General features: G+C 45.3%; 20 protein-coding genes. 15 read left to right on the forward strand and 5 right to left on the reverse strand.

Features of this window, described 5'->3' with window-relative positions:
- Entirely contained in the window at positions 1 to 1,122 is a 1,122-nt protein-coding gene (locus IE165_RS01300) for a CofH family radical SAM protein (protein ID WP_189624785.1), read from the reverse strand.
- Positions 1,123 to 1,349: 227 nt separating this feature from the next.
- Between IE165_RS01300 and IE165_RS01305 the strand changes: the two genes are divergently transcribed.
- Together IE165_RS01305 and IE165_RS01310 are read left to right on the forward strand one after the other, a co-directional pair.
- Positions 1,350 to 1,781: an SRPBCC family protein gene (locus tag IE165_RS01305; protein WP_189624786.1), complete on the forward strand. Its 432-nt coding sequence runs from the start codon at positions 1,350 to 1,352 to the stop codon at positions 1,779 to 1,781.
- Positions 1,782 to 1,791: 10 nt separating this feature from the next.
- A complete protein-coding gene (locus tag IE165_RS01310; protein WP_189624787.1) occupies positions 1,792 to 2,067 on the forward strand; it encodes a GNAT family N-acetyltransferase in 276 nt (91 codons plus the stop codon).
- A gap of 95 nt (positions 2,068 to 2,162) precedes the next feature.
- Here IE165_RS01310 and IE165_RS01315 read toward each other — a convergent pair whose 3' ends face one another.
- On the reverse strand, positions 2,163 to 2,927 hold the full coding sequence (locus tag IE165_RS01315; protein ID WP_189624788.1) for a sulfite exporter TauE/SafE family protein: 765 nt from the start codon (positions 2,925 to 2,927) through the stop codon (positions 2,163 to 2,165).
- Between the two features lies 1 nt (position 2,928).
- Complete coding sequence (locus tag IE165_RS01320; RefSeq protein WP_189624789.1) at positions 2,929 to 3,591, reverse strand: HAD family hydrolase; 663 nt, start codon at positions 3,589 to 3,591, stop codon at positions 2,929 to 2,931.
- Between the two features lie 81 nt (positions 3,592 to 3,672).
- Here IE165_RS01320 and IE165_RS01325 point away from each other — a divergent pair, with 81 nt between their 5' ends.
- Genes IE165_RS01325 through pdeM form a run of 4 tightly spaced genes read left to right on the forward strand, consistent with a single transcriptional unit; the run spans position 3,673 to position 9,356 of the window.
- The gene (locus IE165_RS01325) at positions 3,673 to 4,671 is read left to right on the forward strand and encodes a ligase-associated DNA damage response exonuclease (protein WP_189624790.1); all 999 of its coding nucleotides are present in this window, start codon (positions 3,673 to 3,675) and stop codon (positions 4,669 to 4,671) included.
- Positions 4,668 to 6,278 (forward strand): ATP-dependent DNA ligase, encoded by a 1,611-nt coding sequence (locus IE165_RS01330; protein WP_189624791.1) that lies wholly within the window; start codon positions 4,668 to 4,670, stop codon positions 6,276 to 6,278. The genes IE165_RS01325 and IE165_RS01330 overlap by 4 nt, the downstream gene beginning before the upstream one ends.
- Positions 6,262 to 8,709 carry a ligase-associated DNA damage response DEXH box helicase gene (locus tag IE165_RS01335; RefSeq protein ID WP_189624792.1) on the forward strand — a complete coding sequence of 816 codons (2,448 nt, stop codon included), beginning with the start codon at positions 6,262 to 6,264 and terminating at the stop codon, positions 8,707 to 8,709. The genes IE165_RS01330 and IE165_RS01335 overlap by 17 nt, the downstream gene beginning before the upstream one ends.
- Positions 8,709 to 9,356, forward strand: coding sequence for a ligase-associated DNA damage response endonuclease PdeM (gene pdeM / locus IE165_RS01340; RefSeq protein WP_189624793.1), 648 nt, complete (start codon positions 8,709 to 8,711; stop codon positions 9,354 to 9,356). The genes IE165_RS01335 and pdeM overlap by 1 nt, the downstream gene beginning before the upstream one ends.
- Before the next feature lie 38 nt (positions 9,357 to 9,394).
- Here the strand turns inward: pdeM and kdsB are convergent, their stop codons facing one another.
- Entirely contained in the window at positions 9,395 to 10,132 is a 738-nt protein-coding gene (gene kdsB / locus IE165_RS01345) for a 3-deoxy-manno-octulosonate cytidylyltransferase (RefSeq protein WP_189624794.1), read from the reverse strand.
- 257 nt (positions 10,133 to 10,389) lie between these two features.
- Here kdsB and IE165_RS01350 point away from each other — a divergent pair, with 257 nt between their 5' ends.
- Complete coding sequence (locus tag IE165_RS01350; protein WP_189624795.1) at positions 10,390 to 11,283, forward strand: 1-acyl-sn-glycerol-3-phosphate acyltransferase; 894 nt, start codon at positions 10,390 to 10,392, stop codon at positions 11,281 to 11,283.
- A gap of 121 nt (positions 11,284 to 11,404) precedes the next feature.
- On the opposite strand, the gene purL is transcribed toward IE165_RS01350, so the two are convergent.
- Positions 11,405 to 15,079, reverse strand: coding sequence for a phosphoribosylformylglycinamidine synthase (purL, locus tag IE165_RS01355; protein WP_189624796.1), 3,675 nt, complete (start codon positions 15,077 to 15,079; stop codon positions 11,405 to 11,407).
- 172 nt (positions 15,080 to 15,251) lie between these two features.
- Between purL and pheT the strand changes: the two genes are divergently transcribed.
- The 8 genes from pheT (at position 15,252) to IE165_RS01395 (ending at position 24,672) form a co-directional block, all read left to right on the forward strand.
- Positions 15,252 to 17,645, forward strand: coding sequence for a phenylalanine--tRNA ligase subunit beta (gene pheT, locus IE165_RS01360; protein WP_189624797.1), 2,394 nt, complete (start codon positions 15,252 to 15,254; stop codon positions 17,643 to 17,645).
- Positions 17,646 to 17,678: 33 nt separating this feature from the next.
- On the forward strand, positions 17,679 to 17,987 hold the full coding sequence (locus tag IE165_RS01365; protein ID WP_189624798.1) for a hypothetical protein: 309 nt from the start codon (positions 17,679 to 17,681) through the stop codon (positions 17,985 to 17,987).
- Between the two features lie 45 nt (positions 17,988 to 18,032).
- Positions 18,033 to 18,323 carry a cell division protein ZapA gene (locus IE165_RS01370; RefSeq protein ID WP_189624799.1) on the forward strand — a complete coding sequence of 97 codons (291 nt, stop codon included), beginning with the start codon at positions 18,033 to 18,035 and terminating at the stop codon, positions 18,321 to 18,323.
- A gap of 253 nt (positions 18,324 to 18,576) precedes the next feature.
- Positions 18,577 to 20,136, forward strand: coding sequence for a ribonuclease Y (gene rny / locus IE165_RS01375; protein ID WP_189624800.1), 1,560 nt, complete (start codon positions 18,577 to 18,579; stop codon positions 20,134 to 20,136).
- 80 nt (positions 20,137 to 20,216) lie between these two features.
- Positions 20,217 to 20,894 (forward strand): response regulator transcription factor, encoded by a 678-nt coding sequence (locus tag IE165_RS01380; protein ID WP_189624801.1) that lies wholly within the window; start codon positions 20,217 to 20,219, stop codon positions 20,892 to 20,894.
- Between the two features lie 3 nt (positions 20,895 to 20,897).
- A complete protein-coding gene (locus IE165_RS01385; protein ID WP_229826263.1) occupies positions 20,898 to 22,232 on the forward strand; it encodes a sensor histidine kinase in 1,335 nt (444 codons plus the stop codon).
- Between the two features lie 69 nt (positions 22,233 to 22,301).
- Complete coding sequence (locus tag IE165_RS01390; protein WP_189624802.1) at positions 22,302 to 23,555, forward strand: TolC family protein; 1,254 nt, start codon at positions 22,302 to 22,304, stop codon at positions 23,553 to 23,555.
- Positions 23,518 to 24,672 (forward strand): efflux RND transporter periplasmic adaptor subunit, encoded by a 1,155-nt coding sequence (locus IE165_RS01395; protein WP_189624803.1) that lies wholly within the window; start codon positions 23,518 to 23,520, stop codon positions 24,670 to 24,672. The genes IE165_RS01390 and IE165_RS01395 overlap by 38 nt, the downstream gene beginning before the upstream one ends.
- Positions 24,673 to 24,686 lie beyond the last annotated feature (14 nt).

The raw sequence follows: 24,686 nt of genomic DNA on the forward strand, positions 1-24,686 counted from the left end.
CTAATAATTAATAACCTGTTCTTCCATTGGCGGTAGCTCCCGAAAATCATATTTCTGGGTGCGTAATTGCGGTTCGAAGCCGGCTTCGCGTATTGCGTCTTGTATTGATTTCGACGTAAACCGGTGCGGCGCACCAGCTGCTGAAACGACATTTTCTTCAATCATGATCGAGCCAAAATCGTTTGCACCGGCGTGCAAACAGAGTTGAGCAGTACGCTTTCCTACGGTAAGCCATGATGCCTGTATATTCTTTATATTCGGTAACATGATCCGGCTCAATGCAATCATCCGTATATATTCCTCACCGGTGACGTTATTCGTGATGCCGCGCAGACGCTTCAATAATGTCCCGTCATCCTGAAACGGCCACGGTATAAATGCGATAAATCCATGTGCTTCGGATGGTTTTTCTGCTTGTACCTCGCGAATCCACACCAAATGTTCAAAGCGCTCTTCTATCGTTTCAATATGTCCAAACATCATCGTTGCCGAAGTTGGCAAATTAATTTGGTGGGCAGCCCGCATAACGTCTAGCCATTCTTGGCCGCCACATTTTCCCTTCGAGATAAGTCTTCTCACGCGATCGTTCAAGATTTCTGCTCCTGCCCCCGGTAGAGAGTCCAATCCGGATTTTTTCATGGCCCGTAGCACGTCGATGTGACGGAGACCTTCCAACTTAGCAACATGTGCGATTTCTGGCGGGCCGAGTGCGTGCAATTTTAAAGATGGGTAGATATCCTTTAGCTGTTTAAACAAGTTCGTGTAGAAATCCAAACCTAGATCGGGATGGTGGCCACCCTGCAAAAGCAATTGGTCGCCTCCATAACGAAAAGTTTCTTCTATTTTTTTTCTGTACGTGTCTATATCGGTGATGTAACTTTCGTCGTGCCCCGGTCGGCGGAAGAAATTGCAAAACTTACAATTGGCGATGCAGACGTTGGTCGTATTTACATTTCGATCGATCTGCCAAGTTACCTTCCCATGTGGAACTTGCTTCTTTCGAAGCTCATTCGCTACAAAGGTTAAGTCTGCCGTAGCAGCGTGGTGATAGAGGTATATGCCTTCTTCTTTACTTAGAAAGTCAAACTGTAAGGCACGCTCTAATAGTTTATCAACATTCATCGTTAACAAAGATACATAGGATTTTTTTTAGTGTGAAATCTTTACGCCAAACACAACATTTTGCCACCCTGAACAGGATTCTCATTGAGCGGGAAATTTCTATTTTGCCCGATGGCAACGACCGTTTACCTTGCCGGCAAAGCCTATCTTTTTTAGGTTGGTTTTTTCAACAGGCCGTAAACTATTCTCTGGGATATTTGTTATATTTATTGAAAAACAAGAAGGTTATGATAGAGCCTGCGCCAATACTCGTTGAACGAACTTATGCTGTAACTCCTGACCGGGTGTGGGAAGCCCTCACAGATCGGGATAAACTGGCTATTTGGTATGTCGAAATACCGAATTTTGAGCTAAACAAAGGGGCTGAATTCAATTTTTACGAGTCGAAAGGCTCGAATAGGTACCATTATCGGATCAAGATACTGGATGTTAAGCCCAACGAGCTTCTGCGTTACGCCTGGAGTCATCCTGCCGAAAGCGAAGGGCTATCGGTGGTAACATGGCATCTTACACCGCGAGGAAATGCGACAGCGGTGAAAGTCTTGCATGAAGGGATTGAAAATTTTTCCGATGCGGGCGAACTGTTGGATCGAGCGAAATACGAGAAAGGCTGGAATACGATTTTGGGTACATCGCTGGCTAATTTTTTAGAAGAGTAAAAAAAATACCATGGAATTAATACATGTAGAGGATCAAGGCAAATGGTTGGCTTTGAATGACGAAGTCCAGATCGGAGAATTGCTGTATGAGCGTGATGAAAACACGTTGACAATAACCTTTACGGAGGTTGAACCCTATTATAGAGGAAATAAGATCGCGGAAGAACTAGTTCTTGCTGCTATACAACTTGCGCGCGACAACGCATTAAAGGTTATTCCGGCTTGCTCGTTCGCGGTAACAGTGTTTGAGCGTTACCCAGATCAACGGGATGTTTTGGCGCAGTAAGTTACCCGGTTGTTTCATGAACGTAAAAAATTGGCTTATACCACGTTAGAGAAGGTTGGAAATATCCCTAATTGTGTAAGAACTATCCTGATTATCTAAAGGGCAATAAGCAGTATTGCCGAAAAAACCACCAAGATCATGATCAATAAGCGGAATTGTTTTTCTGGTAACAGATGGACGATGCGGATCCCGATCAGACCGCCTAGCAAAATAAATGGTAAGGCCAATAAATTGAGTATGAAACCATTCCAACTCAAGTTGTGCCAGACAAAGGCTTGCAAAGGGATTTTACTTAGATTAAGGATCATGATGAACCAGGCCGAAGTGGCCGCAAATGTTATTTTATCGAGCCGTTTCGATAACATATAGACGGATAGGGCGGGACCTGCTGCATTTCCAATCATCGTTGAAAAGCCTAAGATAAACCCAAATATCGGTGAATACCAGCGATGCTGAATCAGTCGATCTTGCTGCGCTCGCGAGGAGCGCTCTAGGCCCAACATTATGCCTATACCTAAAATTATGCAGCTGCCCATTAATATTTTAAATGTTTTATCAGGCACGTAGTTCCCCAAAAACAGCCCGAATGCAAGGCCTACTAGGGCGGCGGGCAGCAGTTTTTTTACCTCATGCCACAAAAAAGCCTTACGATAATACACCACCGCAATTAGATCTGCAAAGCAAAGTAGCAGCAATACGATACCTGTGGAATATTTAGCTCCAAATAGCATGGCGAATAAAGGTACAGCTAATGTACCGACATTCTGTATACCGGTTTTCGACATGCCGATGAGCGCGGCACACAGGAAATATATCGCCCAGCCGCTTGGAGACGAGATTAGCTGGAATGCCTCAGCCATCCTAATTCTGACGAATAAGTGCTTTCACCTTCGCAGCATCAATTTCGTAATAATCATTAATGTACTCGGCGCAGGGTGGTAACTGGTCTCTCGTATGTGAGCTGAGCACACCTACGACTTTCATACCGGCCTGTAAGCCCGCTGTCACGCCAGAAAAAGAATCTTCAAACACCAAGCAATGAACAGGGTCAATACCGATGTTCTGCGCTGATTTAAGGTATACTTCGGGGTTGGGTTTGTGCAAGGCTACATTTTCGCTGGCCAGTAACGACTCCATTTTGTCCGCAATTTGCAGGACATCGAGTATCAATTCCAAATTGGCGCGGGGTGCAGAGGTCGCTACTGCCGTTTTGAACCCGTTTGCTTTCAGGTCGTCCAAAAAATTTACATAATTCGGTAATGTCGTCACCTCCGATTTGTAAATCTCTCGAAATAGGGCCTCTTTTTCGCTTTCTAATGCAATTAATTCGTCGCCAACGATGCTACGCTTAAAAAAATGCGTCATGATATAGCTGTTGTGCTTGCCATACATATGATCTTCGAACTCTTTATCGGAATAGGCTATTTTGTATTTGTCAAAGAAAATAGCAAAGGCCTTGGCATGATATGGATTCGTGTGGCAAATCACGCCGTCCATATCAAAAATGACAGCATATTGGTTCATGGCGCAAAGATAATCAAAACTATTTTATTGTCCGAGCTGTTCGCTGTAAAAGCAAATATTTACGATGAAAGTGAGCTTCCAATGAATCTATTATCTGTAAACGAATGTGGCCTGTATTGTAAACAGGGCGACTTTTATATCGATCCGTGGAAGCCGGTCAAGACAGCACTCATCACCCACGGCCACAGCGATCATATGCGTGCGGGGATGTCCAGTTATATCTGCCATCACCACACCCTACCTATCCTAAAGTTACGACTAGGCCCCGACAACCTCGTGCAAGGTGTATCTTACGGCGAAGAATTTGAAATTAACGGTGTGAAGATATCCTTTCATCCTGCAGGACATATCATTGGTTCGGCGCAGATACGTATGGTCTATGAAGGTGAAGTGTGGTTATTCACGGGAGACTATAAGCTTTCTGTAGATGGGGTGAGCCAGCCATACGAACTGGTGAAGTGTGATCATTTTATCACAGAAAGTACATTCGGACTGCCTGTATACAATTTCCCTACCAATCAATCGATCTATGAAAGCATCAACGCATGGTGGCAGGAGAATGCGAAGGAGGGCGTAAATACTGTTTTGTTGGGCTATGCTTTAGGCAAGGCACAGAATATATTAGCCCATGCAGATAAAAGCATTGGCGATGTGTTCCTACATGGCGCTGTCGACAATGTCAACCAAGCCTTGACAGAGGTTGGTTACACCTTTGCGGGCACTCGTATAACGGCTGATACACGACGCGATGCGATTCGCGGAGCATTGATCGTGGCGCCGCCATCGGCTATGGATACCCCATGGTTGCGTACGCTCAAACCCTATCGTATTGCGATGTGCAGTGGTTGGATGCAACTTCGTGGTGCACGTAGGCGTAGAGGCGTTGATCGCGGCTTTGTGTTATCCGACCACTGCGATTGGGCGCAGCTCAACCAAGCCGTACGGGATACGGAGGCGAAGCAAGTATATGTCACCCACGGCTATGAACACAACTTTAGTAAATGGGTACAAGACGAATATCACATCGGTGCCTCGATATTTAAGACACTTTATAATGATGCGGAGGAGGAAAATGTATGATTGACTTTGTGCATTTGTTTGAGGCTATCGATGGTAGCACGAAGACCTCGGTCAAGGTAGCGGCTATGCTTGCTTATCTTCAGACGGCGGCAGATTCCGATAAATTATTTGCAATGGCCGTGTTGATGGGGAACAAGCCCAAGCGGCCAATTCGAACTGCTGATTTGCGGATATGGGCTTCGGAGGAATCCCGCGTACCCTTATGGCTGATCGAGGAAAGTTATTACGTCGTGGGGGATCTGGCAGAAACCATTTCACTTATCTTGCCGCCCAAAGCCCGGTCAGTGACCACGGACATATCGCTACGGGATTTATTTGATGCGATCGTTGCCCTGCGCAACATGGCCCCCGAGGAGCAGCGTAAATTAGTCACCGGTTATTGGTCGAAGTTGGAAGGAACGGCACTCTTTCTTTTCAACAAATTACTGACAGGCAATCTTCGTGTGGGCGTCTCCCGTAAACTGGTTGTTAAAGCTGTTGCGCAGTATTTGGGACGCACAGAGCCCGAGGTAGAACATCGATTAATGGGGAAATGGAGCCCGTTCGATGAGGATATGGACTCGTTGTTTCAGGACGACTTGCAAGAGGGTAAACATTTTTTGCCCTATCCCTTTTATTTGGCGTATGCGCTGGACAAAGATCCGGGAGAGCTAGGGGATATGAAAGATTGGATTATAGAACCTAAACTTGATGGTATACGGGGGCAAGTGATTGTACGTAAAGGCGAGCTTTTTGTATGGAGCAGGGGAGAAGATTTAATGACGGATAAATTCGTGGAATTTGAACCGTTACGGTCTGTGTTACCTGATGGTACGGTCATTGACGGGGAGGTGATTCCTTGGAAAGAGGGGAAGCCTATGGATTTTTCGGTTATGCAGACCCGCATAGGCCGTAAGAACATATCAAAGAACGTCCTAGCCGCTGCACCATTGGTTATGGTGTGCTACGATCTGCTGGAATGGGAAGGCCGTGATATTCGCGAATGGCCCTTACACAAGCGAAGATCACAGCTACAGGAGATTTTGGCTATATTTCCGGTAGGCAACATATTAAAATTGTCTTCAGCAATGTCATTCGACAGTTGGGATCTTGCAGAAAATTATCGGCAAGATGCACGAAAACATTATGCAGAGGGTCTTATGATCAAACATCGAGACAGCCCCTACGAGGTCGGACGTAAGCGCGGCAACTGGTGGAAGTGGAAGACGGATCCGATGACTATTGATGGCGTGTTGGTGTATGCACAGTCTGGACATGGAAGGCGCGCCAATTTGTTTACCGACTACACCTTTGCTGTATGGGATCAAGGTGAGCTTGTCCCTTTTACGAAAGCCTACTCGGGGCTTACGGATAAAGAGCTGTTTACCATCGACAACTGGATAAAGAGACATACCATTGCAAAGTTCGGCCCGGTACGTAGCGTGACGCCGGAGCTCGTCTTCGAGCTCGCGTTCGAAGGGATCAACGCAAGCTCGCGCCATAAATCGGGTGTCGCTCTTCGTTTTCCTCGTATTGTACGCTGGCGCCAAGATAAGCCAGCGAGCGAGGCCAATTCGAAAGAAGATTTATTAAATTTGATCGCATCAAAACATGAATCAATTCGCTGACGTATGGTTTCATAATCAAGGCTGGGAGCCACATGTTTTCCAAAGGAATGCCTGGAGGGAGATCGCCAAAGGCCACTCAGGATTACTGAATGCGCCGACGGGATTTGGGAAGACCTTTGCCATTTGGTTCGGTATCCTTGCGCACTACTACGGAGACAAGAAATATCAAGCACAGAAAAAAAAGTTTCGACAAAATAAGTTGCATGCCATTTGGATAACACCCCTGCGCGCGCTGTCCAAAGAAATTTATAAGGCGACAACGCAGGTTAGCGATGATTTAGAACTTGATTATCAAGTGGAGTTGCGCACGGGTGACACAAGCCTTAGCCAACGGCAAAAGCAGCGGAAGAAACCACCGCATGCTTTGATAACGACGCCAGAAAGTGTACATCTTTTATTGGCATCAAAAGATGGTACAGAATATTTCAGTCAACTTGCTTTCATCGTAGTCGATGAGTGGCACGAGCTTTTAGGCAGTAAGCGTGGCGTGTTGGTGGAGCTTGCGCTAAGCCGCATTAAAGCCATCAACCCAAACTTGAAGATATGGGGAATTTCGGCAACCATCGGTAATTTGCCGGAAGCACAAGAAATACTTTTGGGTGCCAACCATAAAGGGGTCATGGTGCGTGCCGCCCTTAAAAAAAGCATGCAGATAGAAACCGTCTTGCCTGATAACTTGGAGAAATTTCCCTGGGCGGGGCATTTGGGAATACGATTGTTGGATAAGGTGATGGCTATTGTCGAACGCTACCAATCGACATTGATCTTTACCAATACCCGCTCGCAAGCAGAAATTTGGTACCAACAAATCATCATGCACTACCCTGCATTTGCAGGTATATTGGCCATTCACCATGGGTCATTGAGCGACGAGGTTAGGCTTTGGGTAGAAGATGCATTGCACGAGGGAAGGCTAAAGGCGGTGGTGTGCACCAGTAGCTTAGATTTAGGTGTCGACTTTCGCCCTGTAGATTGCGTGATACAAATCGGCTCGCCAAAAGGAGTTGCGCGGTTTCTTCAGCGCGCAGGGCGTTCTGGGCACCGTCCCCACGAGACCTCCCACATTTATTATGTACCTACAAATTCGTTGGAAATTATTGAAGGCGATTCCCTGAAATATGCAATTAAAGAGCAAATCATTGAACAGCGACTGCCGTATATACGAAGCTTTGATGTGCTGATTCAATACCTGATGACCTTGGCTGTAGGCGATGGTTTTGTTGCAGAGCAAATTTTTCAAGAAGTGCGCACCACGCATTGTTTTGCCTCTATTACCCGAAAGGAGTTCGACGAATGCCTTTCGATGCTCATCCACGGGGGTAAGACATTGAATGCCTACGATGATTTCCACCGCTTGGTGTTAAAGGACGGCCGATTTACGGTAGAATCCAGAAAGTTGGCGATGCGTCATCGGCTAAGTATCGGTGCGATTGTGTCGGATGCGATGATGAAGGTGAAATTTATGTCGGGAAAGTATTTAGGAACGATCGAAGAATCGTTTATTTCGAAACTCAATACGGGCGATGTATTTTGGTTCTCCGGTCGACAGCTTGAATTGCTGCGTGTGCGCAACATGGAAGTGGTTGTGCGGCCAACGACAAAGTCGAAGGGCGTGGTTCCATCTTGGATGGGCGGACGCTTTTCCATATCGCCTGATTTGGGAATAGCCATACGCCACAGTTTTGAAAGTATCCATAAAAAGAGAAAGGTGAGCCCGGAAGTTTCTTTTTTGCAACCACTTTTCAAAGAACAGGAGAAAAGGTCGGGCTTACCTCGAGAGGACGAGTTGTTGGTGGAATACGTGACCACGAAATATGGGTACCATCTGTTTGTCTATCCGTTTGATGGAAAGCTTGTACACGAGGGAATGGCCCAGGTATTAGCTTATCGTTTGGGTAAAATAAAACCTGCTACATTTAGCATAGCGAGCAACGAATATGGCTTCGAGCTGCTTTCGGCTACAAAATATGAGATCGATCATACCTTTATCCAAAAGTTGCTTTCGCCCGCAGGATTGCACCAGGATATCACTTCGGGGATCAATGTACAGGAAATGGCAAGACGTAGGTTCCGAGATATTGCAGGTATTGCTGGTTTGGTCTTCCAAGGGTATCCCGGTAAGGCGATGAAGGCGAAGCATCTGCAAGCCAATGCCGGTCTGTTCTTTTCTGTTTTTGAAGATTACGATCCAGACAATCTGTTGCTACGGGAAGCCTACGATGAGGTGTTTGATTTTCAATTGGAGGAGGGAAGAATGCAGCTTGCTTTTGAGCGAATAGCCCAACACGCCGTTATTTTGGCATTTCCCAAGCAGTTGACTCCCTTTTCTTTTCCTATCTTTTCGGAATCCTTTCGGGAGAAATACAGTAATGAGGATTGGCAAAGCCGTTTGGAACAATTAAAATTGCAACTGGAAGGAAAGCTTGCGTAATGGCGAAAAAATTAATCTTGAATGGACTTGAATTGTTCTTACTACCACAGAAGGTGGTCTATATTCCTGCGCATGAGATGTTGGTGGTTTCGGACTGGCATATCGGCAAGCTTGGCCATTTTCGGAAAGCAGGAATATTTGTCCCCCCAATGCGTTTGGAAGAAGAGTTTGAACGTTTGGAACTGCTATTGCGCGATTTGTTGGTGAAGAAAGTGGTTTTTTTGGGGGATCTATTCCATTCGGATTGGAATTACGAATGGGATGAATTTCAGCTTTTTTTGCAGCGATTTCCTTCGTTGACCTTTACCCTTACGTTAGGGAATCACGATATTTTGCCCAAGGCCATCCTAGAAAGATCCCTTATCGAACTGAAAGACTATCTCCTTCTGCCGGAAGGCATCGTGCTGTCGCACGAACCCATCAGGCAGTTGGATAAAGGGATTTATAATGTGGTTGGACACCTGCATCCCGGTTGTGAAGTTGCCTTGCGCGGACGGCAATATTACAAATTGCCTTGCTTTTATTTGGAAGATACGACACTTACGCTTCCTGCCTTTGGGCGATGGACAGGCCTTTACATGGTACCAAAGCGCCACGATAATAGACTTTTTGCTGTGGTAGGCAATGACGTATTGGAGCTGACATGAGCGTGTGTCTGCTGCCGTTGGCCGTAAAAACTAATGGTTTAAAAGAACGTGCGTTTAATGGTCTCCAAATCTTCCGGACGATCCACAGAAATCGTGTCAAAAGCCGTTTCCGCAACCTTGATACGGTACCCATTCTCCAACCATCGTAGCTGCTCTAAAGCTTCTGCTTTTTCCAACGTAGATAGAGGGAGTTTGGTAATCGCCTTCAAGACTTCCGTGCGGTAGCCGTACACCCCGATATGTTTGTAAAAGATATGTTTGCTTAACCATTCATGACGAGGCAAGCCTCGAAGGAATGGAATGGTTTGTCTTGAAAAGTAAAGCGCTTGTTGGCCGTTGCCTATGATCACTTTTGGTGTGTTCTCCTGAAAAAGATCCTCTTCGTTATCTATTTGCTTGATAAGCGTTCCAATGTCCGTTGTAGGATCATCAAATAATGAGCAAAGCAATTCGATTTGTAATGGATTGATAAAAGGCTCGTCGCCCTGTATATTGATAGCGACATCAAAGCCATTGATTTTGGAAATTACTTCTGCACATCGATCGGTGCCCGATTCGTGGGCTGTTGAGGTCATCAGTACGTTGCCTGCGAAAGACCGCACGTGTTCTTCAATCCGCTGATCGTCTGTCGCGATAACAACCTCGGCCAGTCTGCTACAACCTTTCACTTGCTCGTAAACCCGCTGTATCATCGATTTTCCTCCGATGTCTACTAAAGGCTTGCCTGGAAAGCGCGATGAGGCGTAGCGAGCCGGAATGATGCCTATAATTTTCATATATCAAATTAACAAGTAAATATTAACATTGCGAAATGTGAGCATGGTTTTGTGGGGATATTCTTGATGCTTTTGAGGCACTTGGTGCGCGAAATCGTTAAGTATCGAGTCTGTTTTGCAAAAAGGTCTACTTTTTGCTATCTTGGTTTAAGCAATGGTAACATCAGAAGACTTCGTTGTATATGTTCTATACTTTGTTAAAATATTTGGTTAGATTGGGTCTTTATTGGTATGCTCCGGATCTACGAACTAAAAATTTGAGGCTTGCATCTTTCGCTGGGCCCAGCATTATCGTCTCCAATCATCCCAATTCGCTTTTCGATGCTTTGGTGATCGCGGCATATTGTCCTGTCGAAATCTGCTTTTTAACCCGTGGCGATATCTTTAAAAAACCTTGGGCCAATTTGCTTTTGCGTTATTTGTTCCAACTGCCGATCTACAAAAAGAAGGATGACGACGAATTTGCGGTGAAGAATGATTTTACGTTCGATGAATGTATGCGTTGTTTAGCGGCCGGTAAGCATGTCCTCCTGTTTCCCGAAGGCAGATCGTTAAACACGTGGGGTCTGCAGCCATTGATGAATGGCGGACTGACCTCGCTATTGGAACGGGGTTATCGCGCCGAGTTGCCTTTGCAGATACAGCCGTTTACGCTAAATTACAATTCCTTTCAGCACCTGCCAAAATCGGTTGAGCTGGTCGCTTTGGCACCTTTGGACAGTACAGATTACATAGCCGGCCATCAAATTGATACAGCAGCAATAATTTCGGCGCTTCGTACACGGCTACAGGATAGCGTGTCTGAGGAAGCGTTGGTGCCGAAGGTACTTTCCGAACGCGATAAAAGCGCTTACCGTATTCCCGCCAAAGTAGGTTACTATACGCAATTTTGGTTTTACAGGATTTGGCGGGACTATATTCGTAGAAAAACAGCGGGAACTATTTTTTTCGATTCGCTGCTGTTTGCCAGCCTACTTTTTTCATACCCTATCTTCGTTTTTTTCTGCAGCGTAATTATAGGAAAGCTATTTGGCTTTTGGATGGGGATAGCACTCTTTGTTTTTCTGCCATTCACCGCATATTGTATGGCTAAATACCAAACGATTACCGTGGAGAAAGATTTAACCAAAACGAAGGTTAACCGCTTGTAACATGCCTAATATGCGAGCCATAGCTTAATACTTATACTACGCACATCTCACCGGAACAGTCAAAAAAAATCTCTCTTTATCTATTGTAAAGAGAGATCTGATGGTAGCCATCGTTATTCGTTTACTTCGCCTGTTTTTCGATCCATTCTCGCGCATTGACGAAGGCTTCGATCCAAGGTGACACCTCATCTTGGCGATCTGTCGGATAATTTGCCCAGTTCCATTGGAATATCGAGCGCTCAATATGCGGCATAGTTACCAAATGCCGGCCTGTCCTGTCACACATCATCGCCGTATTGAAGTCGGAACCATTTGGGTTGTGCGGATAGGCTGCATAGCCGTATTTCGCGACTATAGCATACTGATCTTCGTTCTCTGGTAGATGAAATTTCCCTTCTCCATGGGAGATCCAAACGCCCAGCGTGCTACCTGCTAGCGTAGATAACATCACAGAATTGTTTTCTTGGATAGTTACCGATACGAAGTTTGACTCGTGTTTTTGTGAGGTGTTATGCATCATTTTGCCATGAACCTCGTGTTCTGGGTTGATCAGTTCCAGCTCCATAAACAATTGACATCCGTTACAGATCCCAACGGATAGCGTATCAGGCCGAGCGAAGAAGTTTTCAAGTGCTTCCTTTGCTTTTTTATTGTAAAGGAAAGCGCCTGCCCATCCTTTCGCGGATCCCAGTACATCGGAATTGGAAAAGCCACCGACGGCACCAATAAATTGGATATCTGCTAAAGTTTCTCTACCCGAGATTAGGTCGGTCATATGTACGTCCTTCACGTCGAATCCGGCAAGATACATTGCGTTGGCCATTTCGCGTTCGGAATTGGATCCTTTTTCGCGGATGATCGCAGCTTTTGGACGCGCAGACATCCCCAGCTTCGCGGGCTTCTTCCCTGTGAATTGTGTCGGGAATTTATAGCGCAACGGTTGGTTTTTATAGTTAGCGAACCGTTCCTCGGCTGTTCCGTTTTTAGATTGCTTTTGATCAAGCAAAAAAGAGGTTTTAAACCATGTATCGCGTGTGTCGGCTACGTTGAAGGTAAATACATCGTCGTTATTTTTGATCGTAATTTCGGAGCCCTCCTGTACCTGTCCAATTTTTATTGCTGCAATACCCGCCGTTTGCAGTGCCTCTTCAAATAGCGCATCGTCTTTTGCCTGTAACACAAGCGCGATGTTCTCATTGAAAAATGCTTTCACGGTATCGCTTTCCTTCAATGCTGACAGGTCGTACGTTGCAGCGAGATCTGTATCTGCAAAAGTTAATTCCAACAGTGTCGTTATTAAACCTCCAGAGCCCACATCGTGGCCCGCTGCGATGTGGTCCGCTAAAATAAGGTCCTGAACAGCATTGAACGCTTTTTTGAAGTAGTTTGCATCGGTTACGGTAGGCACCGCTGTTCCGATCCTATTATGGACTTGAGCGAAAGATGAGCCACCAAGCTGAAAGCTATCCTGAGAGAGGTTAAGGTAATAGATTGATCCGCCCTTTTTGTTTAAAACGGGCTCCACGACCTTATCGATATGCGTACAGTTTCCTCCAGCAGAAATGATCAGCGTTCCTGGGGCAATAACATGCTCGCCATTTGGATATTTCTGCTTCATGGACAAGGAGTCTTTACCGGTAGGGATATTGATGCCCAAAGCAATCGCAAAATCCGAACAGCCCTTCACGGCTTGATACAAACGAGCGTCTTCTCCTTCATTATTACACGGCCACATCCAGTTGGCAGACAGCGATACGCCAGCCAAGCCATCTTTTATTGGCGCAAACACCAAGTTAGATAATGCCTCAGCAATGGCATTGCGTGAACCCGCTACGGGATCCACCAACGCAGTCAGCGGTGAATGCCCAACAGTTGTTGCTATACCTTCGGTAGATTTATAATCGAGGGCCATTACGCCCACATTGTTCAGGGGCAATTGCAAGGGGCCTACACATTGCTGTTTGGCTACCCGACCGCCAACACAACGATCCACTTTATTAGTCAACCAATCCTTTGCAGCTACAGCTTCCAATTGCAATACCTGGTTCAGATAAGTCGGAATGTCTTTCACGTTATAGTAAAGATCGGCGTAGGAACGGCTGATCGTTCTATCGCTCATAACCGTCTTCGGAGAGGAACCAAAAAAGTCCGCCAAATCATAATCCATTGGTTTTTCGCCCGTGGAAGAGGACGCGAAGGTAAATCGATGATCACCAGTGACATCGCCCACGGTATACATCGGTGCTCGCTCTCGCTGGGCCACTTTGTGCAGCTGCTCAAGATCTTTTTCGGCAATCACCAAGCCCATCCGTTCTTGTGACTCGTTGCCGATGATCTCTTTCGCGGATAGCGTTGGATCGCCAACCGGTAACTTATCCAGGTCAATAAGACCGCCCGTTGCTTCTACCAGCTCAGAGAGACAGTTTAAGTGGCCACCTGCGCCATGATCGTGAATGGATACAATTGGATTGTGGTCCGATTCGACAAAAGCCCGAATGGCGTTGGCAGCACGCTTTTGCATTTCTGGATTGGACCGTTGGATGGCATTCAGCTCGATACCTGAACCAAAAGCGCCAGTCTCTGCGGAAGAAACGGCAGCACCCCCCATACCAATACGGTAGTTTTCGCCGCCTAGCACCACGATTTTGTCACCTTCTTGCGGTTCATGCTTCTTGGCTTGGTCCAGTTTACCGTAACCGATGCCGCCAGCCTGCATAATGACCTTATCATAACCCAATTTTCTACCAGCTTCTTCATGTTCGAAAGTCAATACCGATCCGGTTATGAGCGGTTGGCCAAACTTGTTTCCAAAATCCGACGCACCATTGGATGCTTTAATGAGAATATCCATGGGCGTTTGGTATAACCAATTGCGCTCTTCAACGGCTTTCTCCCACGGACGGTCGTCCATCAAACGGGAATAAGCGGTCATATAAATTGCTGTTCCGGCCAATGGAAGCGCTCCCTGCCCCCCAGCTAAACGGTCTCGGATTTCGCCGCCAGACCCGGTTGCTGCGCCGGCAAAGGGCTCTACGGTTGTTGGAAAGTTATGGGTTTCTGCTTTCAAAGAGATAACAGAGTCGAAAGTTTTCTCGGCATAAAAATCTGGTTTGTCGCTTGATAGCGGGGCAAACTGCGTAACCTGAGGTCCTTTGATAAAGGCTACATTGTCTTTATATGCCGAAACGATGTCATTGGGATTCGTTTCGGACGTTTTTTTAATCAATTTAAAAAGCGAGGTAGGTTGTTCTTCGCCATCGATAACAAAGGTACCATTGAAAATTTTGTGACGGCAATGCTCCGAATTGGCTTGCGAGAAAGCAAAAATCTCAGAATCTGTCAATTTACGGCCAAGTTTGTCGGCCAAATTATGCAGATAGGTCACTTCTTCTGTACTCAATGCTAAGCCTTCTTGTTTATTGTACGCATCGATGTCATCGATGTCACGAATAGGTTCGGGCTTTATATTGATGTTGTATATATCCTGCGTGAGCGCATCATATTTCTGAGAGATCATGGGGTCGAAAGCGGAAAATTGGGCATCTACCGGATAAAACTCTTCGATGCGAGTGATGCCTTGTACGCCCATATTCTGAGTGATCTCCACGGCATTTGTGCTCCAAGGGGTGACCATGGCCGCCCGCGGTCCTACATAATACGTATCAAGGGTTTCTTCTGTAAGTTTTTTAGCGTTGCCAAAGAGCCAGTTCAGTTTCGAAATATCTGCTTGGGATAGTTCTTGTTGCGTTTGCACACCGTAGATGGTGTTGCTGGGGTTCACAAAGAAAAGAATCATTATAACTGTGTTGTTGAACGTTCGTCAAATCAAAGCACAAAGTTACGGAATATTTTGATGAGTAATAGGGAAATTCTTAATTCGGGTCATGGCTCTTCGCTAAAAAATCTTGTGGTTAAATGGGAGGCAACGTTCTAAAATTCTATCTTTGTGCATTAAACAGAATTGCAAGATGAATATTTCCTATAATTGGCTTAAAAATTATATCAATACAGACAAAACACCGGAGGAGCTTTCCCTGATACTGACGGATATTGGTTTGGAAGTGGAGTTGTTGGAGAAAGTGCAGCAAATCCCGGGTGGTCTTGAGGGGCTAATTGTGGGCGTGGTGAAAAGCTGCGAGCAACATCCAAATGCAGATAAGTTGAAAGTGACGACGGTGGATGTGGAAGCGGAGGATTTGCTGCACATCGTGTGTGGTGCACCGAATGTGCGCGCTGGCTTGAAAGTAATTGTAGCACCGGTTGGCGCCATTTGTCACCCCACATCAGGCGAGCCTTTCAAAATCACAAAGTCCAAGATAAGGGGCGAAGTTTCGGAAGGTATGCTTTGCGGAGAAGATGAGATTGGCTTAGGCAGCTCTCATGCAGGTATTGTCGAGCTGGCCGATAGCGCTGTGGTAGGTTCGTTGGTGCGCGATTATTTCGAGATCAAGGACGATTATAGATTTGAAATTGGGTTAACGCCCAACAGGGCAGATGCAGCATCCCATTTGGGTGTCGCACGCGATCTCTCCGCGTATTTCCGGCAGCCCTACGCCACGAGTGATGTTTCGGCTTTTCGCGAGGGCAATGGTGATGGTGTTCTTGTGGAAGTCGCTGATGCAGATGCCGTACCACGATACGCCGGGGTGACGATTTCCGGGCTGACCGTTTCTGCATCTCCAGACTGGCTTAAAGAGCGTCTGCAAACTATCGGCATTCGTCCCATCAATAATATTGTCGACGTTACAAATTATATATTGCATGATCTGGGGCAGCCTTTGCACGCTTTCGACTTGGAGAAAATCACCGGTAATAAGATTGTCGTGCGCAAAGCAAGTGAGGGGGAACCTTTCGTCACGCTGGATGGTGTCGAGCGTAAACTTTCGGCTGATGATCTAGTTATCGCTGATGCCGAAAAGCCAATGTGTATCGCCGGTGTTTTTGGGGGTGCGCTTTCTGGCGTGTCGGAATCAACGACCGCTATTTTTCTGGAATCTGCTTATTTCAATGCGGTGTCTGTTCGCAAGACTTCCAAAAGACATAACTTGAAAACAGATTCTTCATTCCGTTTTGAGCGGGGTACAGATCCAAATATGCCGTTGTATGCCTTGCAGAAAGCAGCATTGCTCATCCAAGAAGTGGCAGGCGGACAGATCAGTTCAACCGTGACAGATCATTATCCTGATCCGGTGTCACCGTTTCTATTCGAGGTGAGCTACGAACGTGTTCAAAAATTGATTGGAAAGGCTATTCCAAAAGAAGAAATAAAATCGATTTTGTTAGCGCTGGGGATTGGTGTTATGCCCGTAAGTGAAGACATAATCAGTGTTAGCGTCCCCGCTTATAAGGTCGATGTCACGCGTGAGGTCGATATTATCGAGGAGGTGTTGCGTATCTATGGCTACAACAACATCGAGCTGCAATCTCAAATCAAATCATCACTCAATACAACCGAAAAGCCGGATAAAGAGGTCGTGCTGAATCAAATAGCAGATATGCTCATTGGAAATGGCTATCGGGAGATATTGAACAACTCGCTGACAAAACTGGCTTTTGTGGAAAGTGAAGAAACTGCGGTACGTTTAGTAAATCCATTGAGTTCAGACTTGGATACTATGCGCCAAAACCTACTGTTTTCTGCATTGACTACCGTTTCCTACAATCAAAAGCGGCAACGTCCAAATGCCAAGTATTTTGAGTATGGGAAATCCTATTTCAAAAATGAGGATGGCTATGCAGAGAAACAACATTTGGCCTTGACATTGGCCGGCAATCAAGTGAACGAGCATTGGATTATTGGAGACAACAAAAGTAGTTTTTACCATATTAAAGCCGCGGCCGATCAAATCATTCGTCGTTTAAATATTGCTGGACTACAGCAGGTGGAGGCTACGGGAAGCTATTTCGATTACGGTATTACGTATATGAAAGGTCAAAAGCCCTTGGCGACGGTGGGCGCGGTATCCCTTGCCAACCTCAAGAAAGCGGATGTCGATGGTCCCGTGTTCTTCGCAACGTTTGATTGGGATCTGGTCCTGAAAGTCATTCGCAAGAACCAGATTACATACCAAGAGGTGTCTAAATTTCCTGCTGTGCGTCGGGATCTGGCGCTTTTGGTGGATGATGCGGTGACCTTCGAACAGCTCAAGGTAGTAGCAAGCAAAACAGAACGTAAGCTATTGAAAGAAATATCCATTTTTGATGTTTATAAAGGGGATAAGCTACCTGCAGGCAAGAAATCGTATGCACTGAGTTTCATCCTGCAGGACGAGGAAAAAACGTTAAACGACAAACAGATTGACGGAATAATTAAAAAATTAATGCTTAACTTTGAAAAGGAGACAGGAGCGAGCATTCGCTAACTCCTCTTATCAATAATTGCGAAGTAAGAATTTATGGCTACATTATCTACACAAATGAATATGATCGTCGAGAAGACGAAAAATCTTATTCAATTGTGCGACGCGCTGCAGGAGGAAAACGATTTGTTGAAATTGGAGGTACAATCGCTCCAAGTCGCTTTTCAGACAAGCACGGATAAAGCACAGCAATTGGAGGAAAAGCTTAAGGCTATGGCAGTTGCGAAGACGCTGGATGAGTCGGATGTAGATCGTGGAGCAATAAATGAAAAAATACTTGACACAAAGCAAAAAATTAACGATTTTGTGCGAGAAATAGACAGATGTATAGGCCTGTTGAAGTAGTCGCAGGGGGGAAGAAGGCCTTGTACGTTATTTAAGCTCAAAAAAATGGGAGAGATTTCCATAAAAATAAATATCGCTGATCGTGTTTATCCATTACGGGTAGATACAGCAGAGGAAGAGGTGATCAGATACGCAGCGAAATTGATTAATGAAAAGATAAAGGAACTGCAAGACAATTATGCAGTTCGTGATAAACAGGATCTGCTATCCATGTGCGTATTGCAATACGCTACGGGTATGATAAAGGCCGAACGCAATGCGCAGCAGCATGAAGAGGGCTTAGAAGAGAAGATTCACGAATTGGATAATGTATTAACAGATTTCTTTAGGAAATAAATATCGTTCTTTATTTAGAGCTATATAACGACGAATTTGCCGCAATTAAATTCGGGTTGTCACTATTTTAAACTTAACGCTTCAATATCACGAGCGAAATCAAGATGTAGGCCATTTTGCGTAAGCCATCTAGGTCATGATCAATTGCTCAAATCATGTGTAATCGAAGTTTAATAATACATGGGACCTGTACATTTAATTGCGGTTTTTTTTTACCAAAAAATCAATTAATATATAATATACATATAAACAAATGGAGTTATCTACAACAATTTCGATTATAATTTCGCTTATTATAGGTGTGGTTATCGGTCGTTTTTTGTTACAATTAGTATTCAAAAAGCAGGAGCAATCAGCGCAGGAGAAGGCGGATCGGATTATCAAGGAAGCTGAACAGCAAGCCGAGCATCATAAAAAGCAACGTGGACTGGAAGCAAAGGAAAAGTTTCTACAGCTAAAAGCGGAACACGAGAAAGAGGTCAACCAACGTAACAATAGCATCGCGCAGAAAGAGAATACATTACGGCAAAAAGAAACCTCTCTGAATCAAAAACTCGAAAGCATCAATCGGGACAAACAAGAGCTGGACAATAAGAACAAAAAGCTGGATCAGCTGCTTGAAATCAATGAGAAGAAAAAAGAGGAAGTAGATCAGTTGAAAAGTCAGCACATCAAGCAGTTAGAGACGATAGCTGGATTGTCTGCCGACGAAGCGAAGGAACAACTGGTGACATCGCTGCGTGAAGAAGCCCGCTCGCAGGCGATGATACAAATCAAAGATATTGTCGATGAAGCGAAGTTGACAGCGTCCAAAGAAGCGAAGAAGGTCGTTATTCAAACGATCCAGCGCACCGCGACAGAGTCTGCCATTGAAAACACGGTTTCCATTTTTAATATTGAAAATGATGAAATTAAGGGCCGTATCATTGGACGTGAAGGACGTAATATCCGTGCATTGGAGGCAGCTACGGGCGTGGAGATCATTGTCGATGATACGCCGGAGGCGATAATCCTTTCGGGCTTTGATCCCGTACGACGGGAAATCGCTCGCCTATCCTTGCATCGTTTGGTGACCGATGGACGTATTCACCCGGCACGTATTGAAGAGGTGGTCGCGAAAACTCGTAACCAAATTGAGGACGAAATTGTGGAAATTGGCGAACGTACCGCAATAGACCTTGGAATTCATGGTTTACACCCCGAGTTGGTGCGTATGGTCGGCCGTATGCGCTATCGTTCATCTTATGGACAGAACCTTTTGCAGCACTCACGTGAGGTAGCAAATTTTGCGGCAACCATGGCATCGGAGCTGGGGCTCAATGTCAAACATGCAAAGCGCGCAGGACTGCTACATGATATTGGCAAGGTTCCAGATGATAACCCGGAATTGCCACACGCTATTTTGGGTATGCAACTGGCAGAAAAATACAAAGAACACCCCGATGTATGCAACGCTATTGGCGCGCACCACGACGAAATTGAAATGACGTCGCTTATCTCGCCAATTGTACAGGCCTGCGACGCAATCTCCGGGGCACGTCCAGGAGCGCGCCGCGAGGTTGTCGAAAGCTACATCAAACGCTTGAAAGAGTTGGAAGAATTAGCACTTTCTTATCCAGGAGTAGATAAGACATTCGCTATTCAGGCGGGACGAGAGCTGCGTGTAGTCGTCGAATCCGAAAAGGTGACGGATGCCCAGGCAGAGATATTAGCTGCAGACATCTCTAACCGTATTCAAACGGAAATGACCTATCCGGGACAGATCAAAGTGACGGTTATTCGCGAAACGCGATCCGTTTCTTATGCGAAGTAAAACGCTACAGATAGTCTTTTAAAATGCCCGCGAAGCGGGCATTTTTTTTATTTTTGTTTTTTAATTTCTTACTTTACGGTATGCAAATTTTAGTGGTGGAAGACGACAGCCGAATCAGCAATTTCCTAATCAAAGGATTGGAAGAATTTGGTTATTTGGTTACTTTATGTAAAAATGCAGAAGATGTGCTTTCCAACTACCTACATGTGGAGTGGGATCTTATTATTTTAGATATTATGTTGGAGGGGGTAGATGGTGTGCAACTGTTACAAACGCTGCGATATAAAAAGGTCTTCGCGCCGATCCTCATGCTTAGTGCGCTGAACAGTGTGCAGGACAAGGTCTCTGCGCTGGATTACGGTGCCGACGATTATCTCACCAAGCCTTTCCATTTTGATGAGCTTCTTTCGCGGATCAAAGCGCTAACAAGGAGGCAGCATTACCAGTTGCAGGAACTGCCGAAAGCAGAACTGGATTTTGGAGCTTTGCATATTAACCTTGAGCAGTATAAGGTTACCTTGGATGATACACAGGTCGAGCTATCCCCGCGAGAGTATAAACTACTGATATACTTGGTAGAGAATATAGACAAAACCGTCGGACGTGTACAAATATTGAATGCCGTTTGGGGAATTACCTTTGATAACCATACCAATGTCGTGGACGTCTATATTTCTTATCTGCGAAACAAGATAGAACGCAACGGCCATAAATATATCTATACGGTCAAGGGTGTAGGTTATATGTTTAAAGCTTAAATCATGAAGTTAAAGCACCGGCTTTCCCTGTTTGCTGTTGCGATCTTTACCGTAATCATGCTGATTTTTTCGGTGTTGATCTATTTCGCCTATTACAGCCAAATGAGAGACAAGGAGTATCAATCTTTGGAAAGCAAATCCCTCCTTGCTGCGATTTTTTATTTAGAACAAGATGAGTTGTCCCTGCGGGACCATGCCAATGTGAAAAGTCAATTGCAGAAGACGATTTCAAGAACCAACATTGTGGTTTTCGACAGCTTGGACCGCAGGCAGAATGGTGATATGCGAACTACCGAAGATATTTCGCCCGTATTTTTAAAACAAGTGCGTAGCCAGCAAGCGGCATTTTTTCATACCGAAACCTTTTTTTACAACGGCATTTTTTATCACGACAATGAAGGCGATTTTGTCGTCGTGACACGTGAGTCGAAGGCAGATTTCAACGGGCAGATGCGCTCCCTTTCACAAATCATGCTTTTGGTGTTTCTGCTGGGCGTGGTTTTTATCTTGTTGTTTTCGCAATACCTCAGTTACATCGCCTATCAGCCTATTATTCGCATCATCGATCAATTGAAAGAAAAAGATAGCAAGAATTTCAATGAACCACTGGAATTGAAGGAAACTTATGCCGAAGTGGAAGATCTGGTGGAAACCTACAACCATTTCGTTTCCCGTATCGCGGAAACATTCAATGTGCAGAAAAATTTTATCGACTATGTATCGCATGAATTGCGTACACCCATTACGGCACTGTTAGGCACGCTGGAGGTGACGCAAGCAAAGACACGCAGCGCCACGGAATACGAACAGGCGCTTACCGAGCTTCGCCAATATACCAACGATCTGCAGGAAACATTGGACCAAATGATGCTTCTTTCGGGTGCTAAGACAAGCTTTGAGTTCAAAGCGGTGCGTGTGGATGAAGTGATTTGGCACTTGGTAGAAAATATGGTGCTTTATCACAGCGCCCGCATTGAGGTAGATCTTCAAGTGCACAATCAAGCTCTCCTAACCGTTGATGCAAACGATAAATTGCTGGAGCTTGCCATCGGCAATCTGTTGGAAAATGCGATCAAATACTCCGATAACCGCGTGGTGAAAATTTTGTTCACAACAGATCAAAATCGTTTACAGCTGAATATTATCGATCAAGGAATAGGTATTCCAGCCGCCGACCTTAAACATATCCGGCAAAATTTTTTTCGCGGTCATAATACGCGTCAATATCAGGGTAAGGGTGTTGGTCTGTCGATTGCTAGCGTTATTTTTAATCTACATCAGATCAATATGTACATATCCTCCAACGAGCAGGGAACACAGGTCTCGCTCCACTTCTAATCCACTTCTAATCTACCTTAAAAATCCCCTTAATACGTTTGCCTTAGCTTTGCGATAAACGTATTAAGAGTGAGATACATTTATACAATAGCTTTCATCTTATGTACCACATGGGCCTGCCGTGCACAGCATTATAATCTGCTGCATTTGGAAGCTCGCTTTCTGGAAAATAACTATGCGCTGTTGGCGCAAAAGTTTGACATCGGAAGGGCGGAGGCACAGGTGGTTCAAGAGAAATTATGGCCCAATCCCACGCTGGCCATCAGTGAGGTCAATCTTTGGAGCAACAGAACGACCGAAACGCTACCGCGCCTTTTTGGAAATTATGGCCGTGGGCAGCAGATTTCTGTTGAATTAGAACAACTGATCGAAACGGCAGGAAAACGTAGCAAACGTGTCGCCATTAAGGAATTGGAACACCGCACATCGGTTTACACCTTTGAGGAACTCGTCCGCGAACTTAAAAAGGAACTGCGACAAACGTATTACCAACTTTCGAGTTTGTCGCAGGAAAAAACTCAACTGACCGAACTGGTCGATCTGTTTACCCAATTGAACGATCAGTATGGCCGGCAGGCGGTATTGGAAAATGTGTCAAAGGTGGATCGCTACCGTGTACAATCCGAGCTCGTGACCTTGCGCAAGGAGTTGACAGATTTAGAAAGCGAGATTTCGACTTACCTGGAAGTGTTACGTGTACTAACCGGGCTAAATGGTCTTTCGCTTTCACAGTTGGCATTAGTAACGGATGGAAACCAAACAATAAAAGCATTGCCTGCGGACATACTGACGATTGCATTGGATCAAAATATCGGGTTGAAGCGGCAGACGTTGCAAGTAGAACAGGCCGGAAAAGAATTGCAGCTCGAGAAAGCGCAACGCAAACCGGACCTGACTTTGCAATTAGGCTATGACCGCGGGGGCAATATCATGCAGGATTTCATCGGACTTGGTGTTAGCATGGATTTACCTGTTTTCAATAGGAATAAGGGAAACATCAAAGCCGCAGCATATCAATTAGAGAAGGAAGAAACAACCAAACAAGCCTTAAAATGGGAATTGGAAAATGCCGTCGTCCGTCTGCAGGGACAATTGATGCGTTACCAAAGCGCGCTTGCAGCATGGCCTTTGGACGGGGTACGCGAACAGCTAGATATATTAAATCGATATCGAAAGCATTTACAGGCGGGGCAGGTCACCTTGATCGAATTTATCGATTTTACGCAAGCAACGCGAGATGCGCAGAAAGCTTATTTGGATACTTGGGAAAATTACAATATTACGTATGAAGAGTTACAATACTTGGTTGGGAAAGATTTCTAATCGGCGAAAAATAAATACTATCCCGTTGCTATCCCTCGCAGGATTTATGCTATTCGCGACGGGTTGCACGCAGCAAACGAGCGAGGCAGAGCAAAGTACAGCAGACTCGCTCGTGCACAATTCCTTCTGCCTCAACGAACAGTTGAAGCAGTCGACGGAAATAATCACCGTCCTGGAGCAACCAATCAACGAGCAGCTTAGTCTATCTGGGAAGATAGAATATAATGAAAACGATATGGTCGCATTTCGTAGCCTACTGGATGGTGTAGTGGAGCAGGTACAGTTTGAGCTGGGCGATTACGTGCAAAAAGGGCAGGTTCTGGCAACGATCAAATCTTCACAAATCCAAGACCTTTATCAGCAACAGCGTAGCCAAAAAAGCCAGATCGCATTATTGGAAAAGCAGATTCGCTCTAAAACGGAATTGGCCGAAGATGGATTGCTGAGTATGCCGGAAGTGCGCAGCGCTGAACAAGAACTAGAGGGTGCACAGATCGAACTGGAGCGGATACAGCAAGGATTACAGCTTTATCGCGCTGCGGGAAGTGGTAGCTTTCAGATTTTAGCTCCGAAAAACGGGTATATTATTCAGAAGTCCGTGAGCTCTGGCCAAAGTATCACGGCAGAAAGTGATCCTATATTCTCTATTTCCAACTTAAAGCAAGTGTGGGTCATGGTGAATATCTACGCCAATAATCTGCGTTATGTGAACAAAGGAGATCAAGTAAAGGTTCGCACAATAGCCTATCCAGACAAGTTCTATACCGGCAAGATCGATAAAATTTACAATGTTTTCGATGACAATGAGCATGTGCTCAAAGCGCGGGTCGTATTGGAAAACCAAAACTTAAATCTCATGCCGGGGCTGAGCGCAGATATTATCATCAACACAAAGAATAGCTCGGGAAATGCTTTTGCAATCCCCAATGGAGCAAAAATATTCTCGAATAACAAAGAGTATATCGTGGTGTATAAAGATGATTGCCATATGGAAGTGCGTCGTATACGGGCCATAGCAGAAAATGAAGAATACACTTTTGTGAAAGAAGAGTTGGAAGAGGGCGAGAAGATTATTTCGACAAATGCGTTACTTGTTTTTGAGCAGTTGAATCCATAAGCAGAGAGAAGAAG

Origin of the sequence: Sphingobacterium griseoflavum (assembly GCF_014653155.1) — a bacterium.
Lineage (GTDB): Bacteria > Bacteroidota > Bacteroidia > Sphingobacteriales > Sphingobacteriaceae > Sphingobacterium > Sphingobacterium griseoflavum.

Coding starts and splice junctions, on each gene's coding strand:
- IE165_RS01365 (WP_189624798.1), top strand. CDS start 17,679: ATGGCTACATTATCTACACAAATGAATATGATCGTCGAGAAGACGAAA.
- IE165_RS01310 (WP_189624787.1), top strand. CDS start 1,792: ATGGAATTAATACATGTAGAGGATCAAGGCAAATGGTTGGCTTTGAAT.
- IE165_RS01320 (WP_189624789.1), bottom strand. CDS start 3,591: ATGAACCAATATGCTGTCATTTTTGATATGGACGGCGTGATTTGCCAC.
- IE165_RS01305 (WP_189624786.1), top strand. CDS start 1,350: ATGATAGAGCCTGCGCCAATACTCGTTGAACGAACTTATGCTGTAACT.
- purL (WP_189624796.1), bottom strand. CDS start 15,079: ATGATTCTTTTCTTTGTGAACCCCAGCAACACCATCTACGGTGTGCAA.
- IE165_RS01330 (WP_189624791.1), top strand. CDS start 4,668: ATGATTGACTTTGTGCATTTGTTTGAGGCTATCGATGGTAGCACGAAG.
- IE165_RS01395 (WP_189624803.1), top strand. CDS start 23,518: ATGAAGAGTTACAATACTTGGTTGGGAAAGATTTCTAATCGGCGAAAA.
- kdsB (WP_189624794.1), bottom strand. CDS start 10,132: ATGAAAATTATAGGCATCATTCCGGCTCGCTACGCCTCATCGCGCTTT.
- IE165_RS01300 (WP_189624785.1), bottom strand. CDS start 1,122: ATGAATGTTGATAAACTATTAGAGCGTGCCTTACAGTTTGACTTTCTA.
- IE165_RS01325 (WP_189624790.1), top strand. CDS start 3,673: ATGAATCTATTATCTGTAAACGAATGTGGCCTGTATTGTAAACAGGGC.
- rny (WP_189624800.1), top strand. CDS start 18,577: ATGGAGTTATCTACAACAATTTCGATTATAATTTCGCTTATTATAGGT.
- IE165_RS01315 (WP_189624788.1), bottom strand. CDS start 2,927: ATGGCTGAGGCATTCCAGCTAATCTCGTCTCCAAGCGGCTGGGCGATA.
- pheT (WP_189624797.1), top strand. CDS start 15,252: ATGAATATTTCCTATAATTGGCTTAAAAATTATATCAATACAGACAAA.
- pdeM (WP_189624793.1), top strand. CDS start 8,709: ATGGCGAAAAAATTAATCTTGAATGGACTTGAATTGTTCTTACTACCA.
- IE165_RS01370 (WP_189624799.1), top strand. CDS start 18,033: ATGGGAGAGATTTCCATAAAAATAAATATCGCTGATCGTGTTTATCCA.
- IE165_RS01385 (WP_229826263.1), top strand. CDS start 20,898: ATGAAGTTAAAGCACCGGCTTTCCCTGTTTGCTGTTGCGATCTTTACC.
- IE165_RS01335 (WP_189624792.1), top strand. CDS start 6,262: ATGAATCAATTCGCTGACGTATGGTTTCATAATCAAGGCTGGGAGCCA.
- IE165_RS01380 (WP_189624801.1), top strand. CDS start 20,217: ATGCAAATTTTAGTGGTGGAAGACGACAGCCGAATCAGCAATTTCCTA.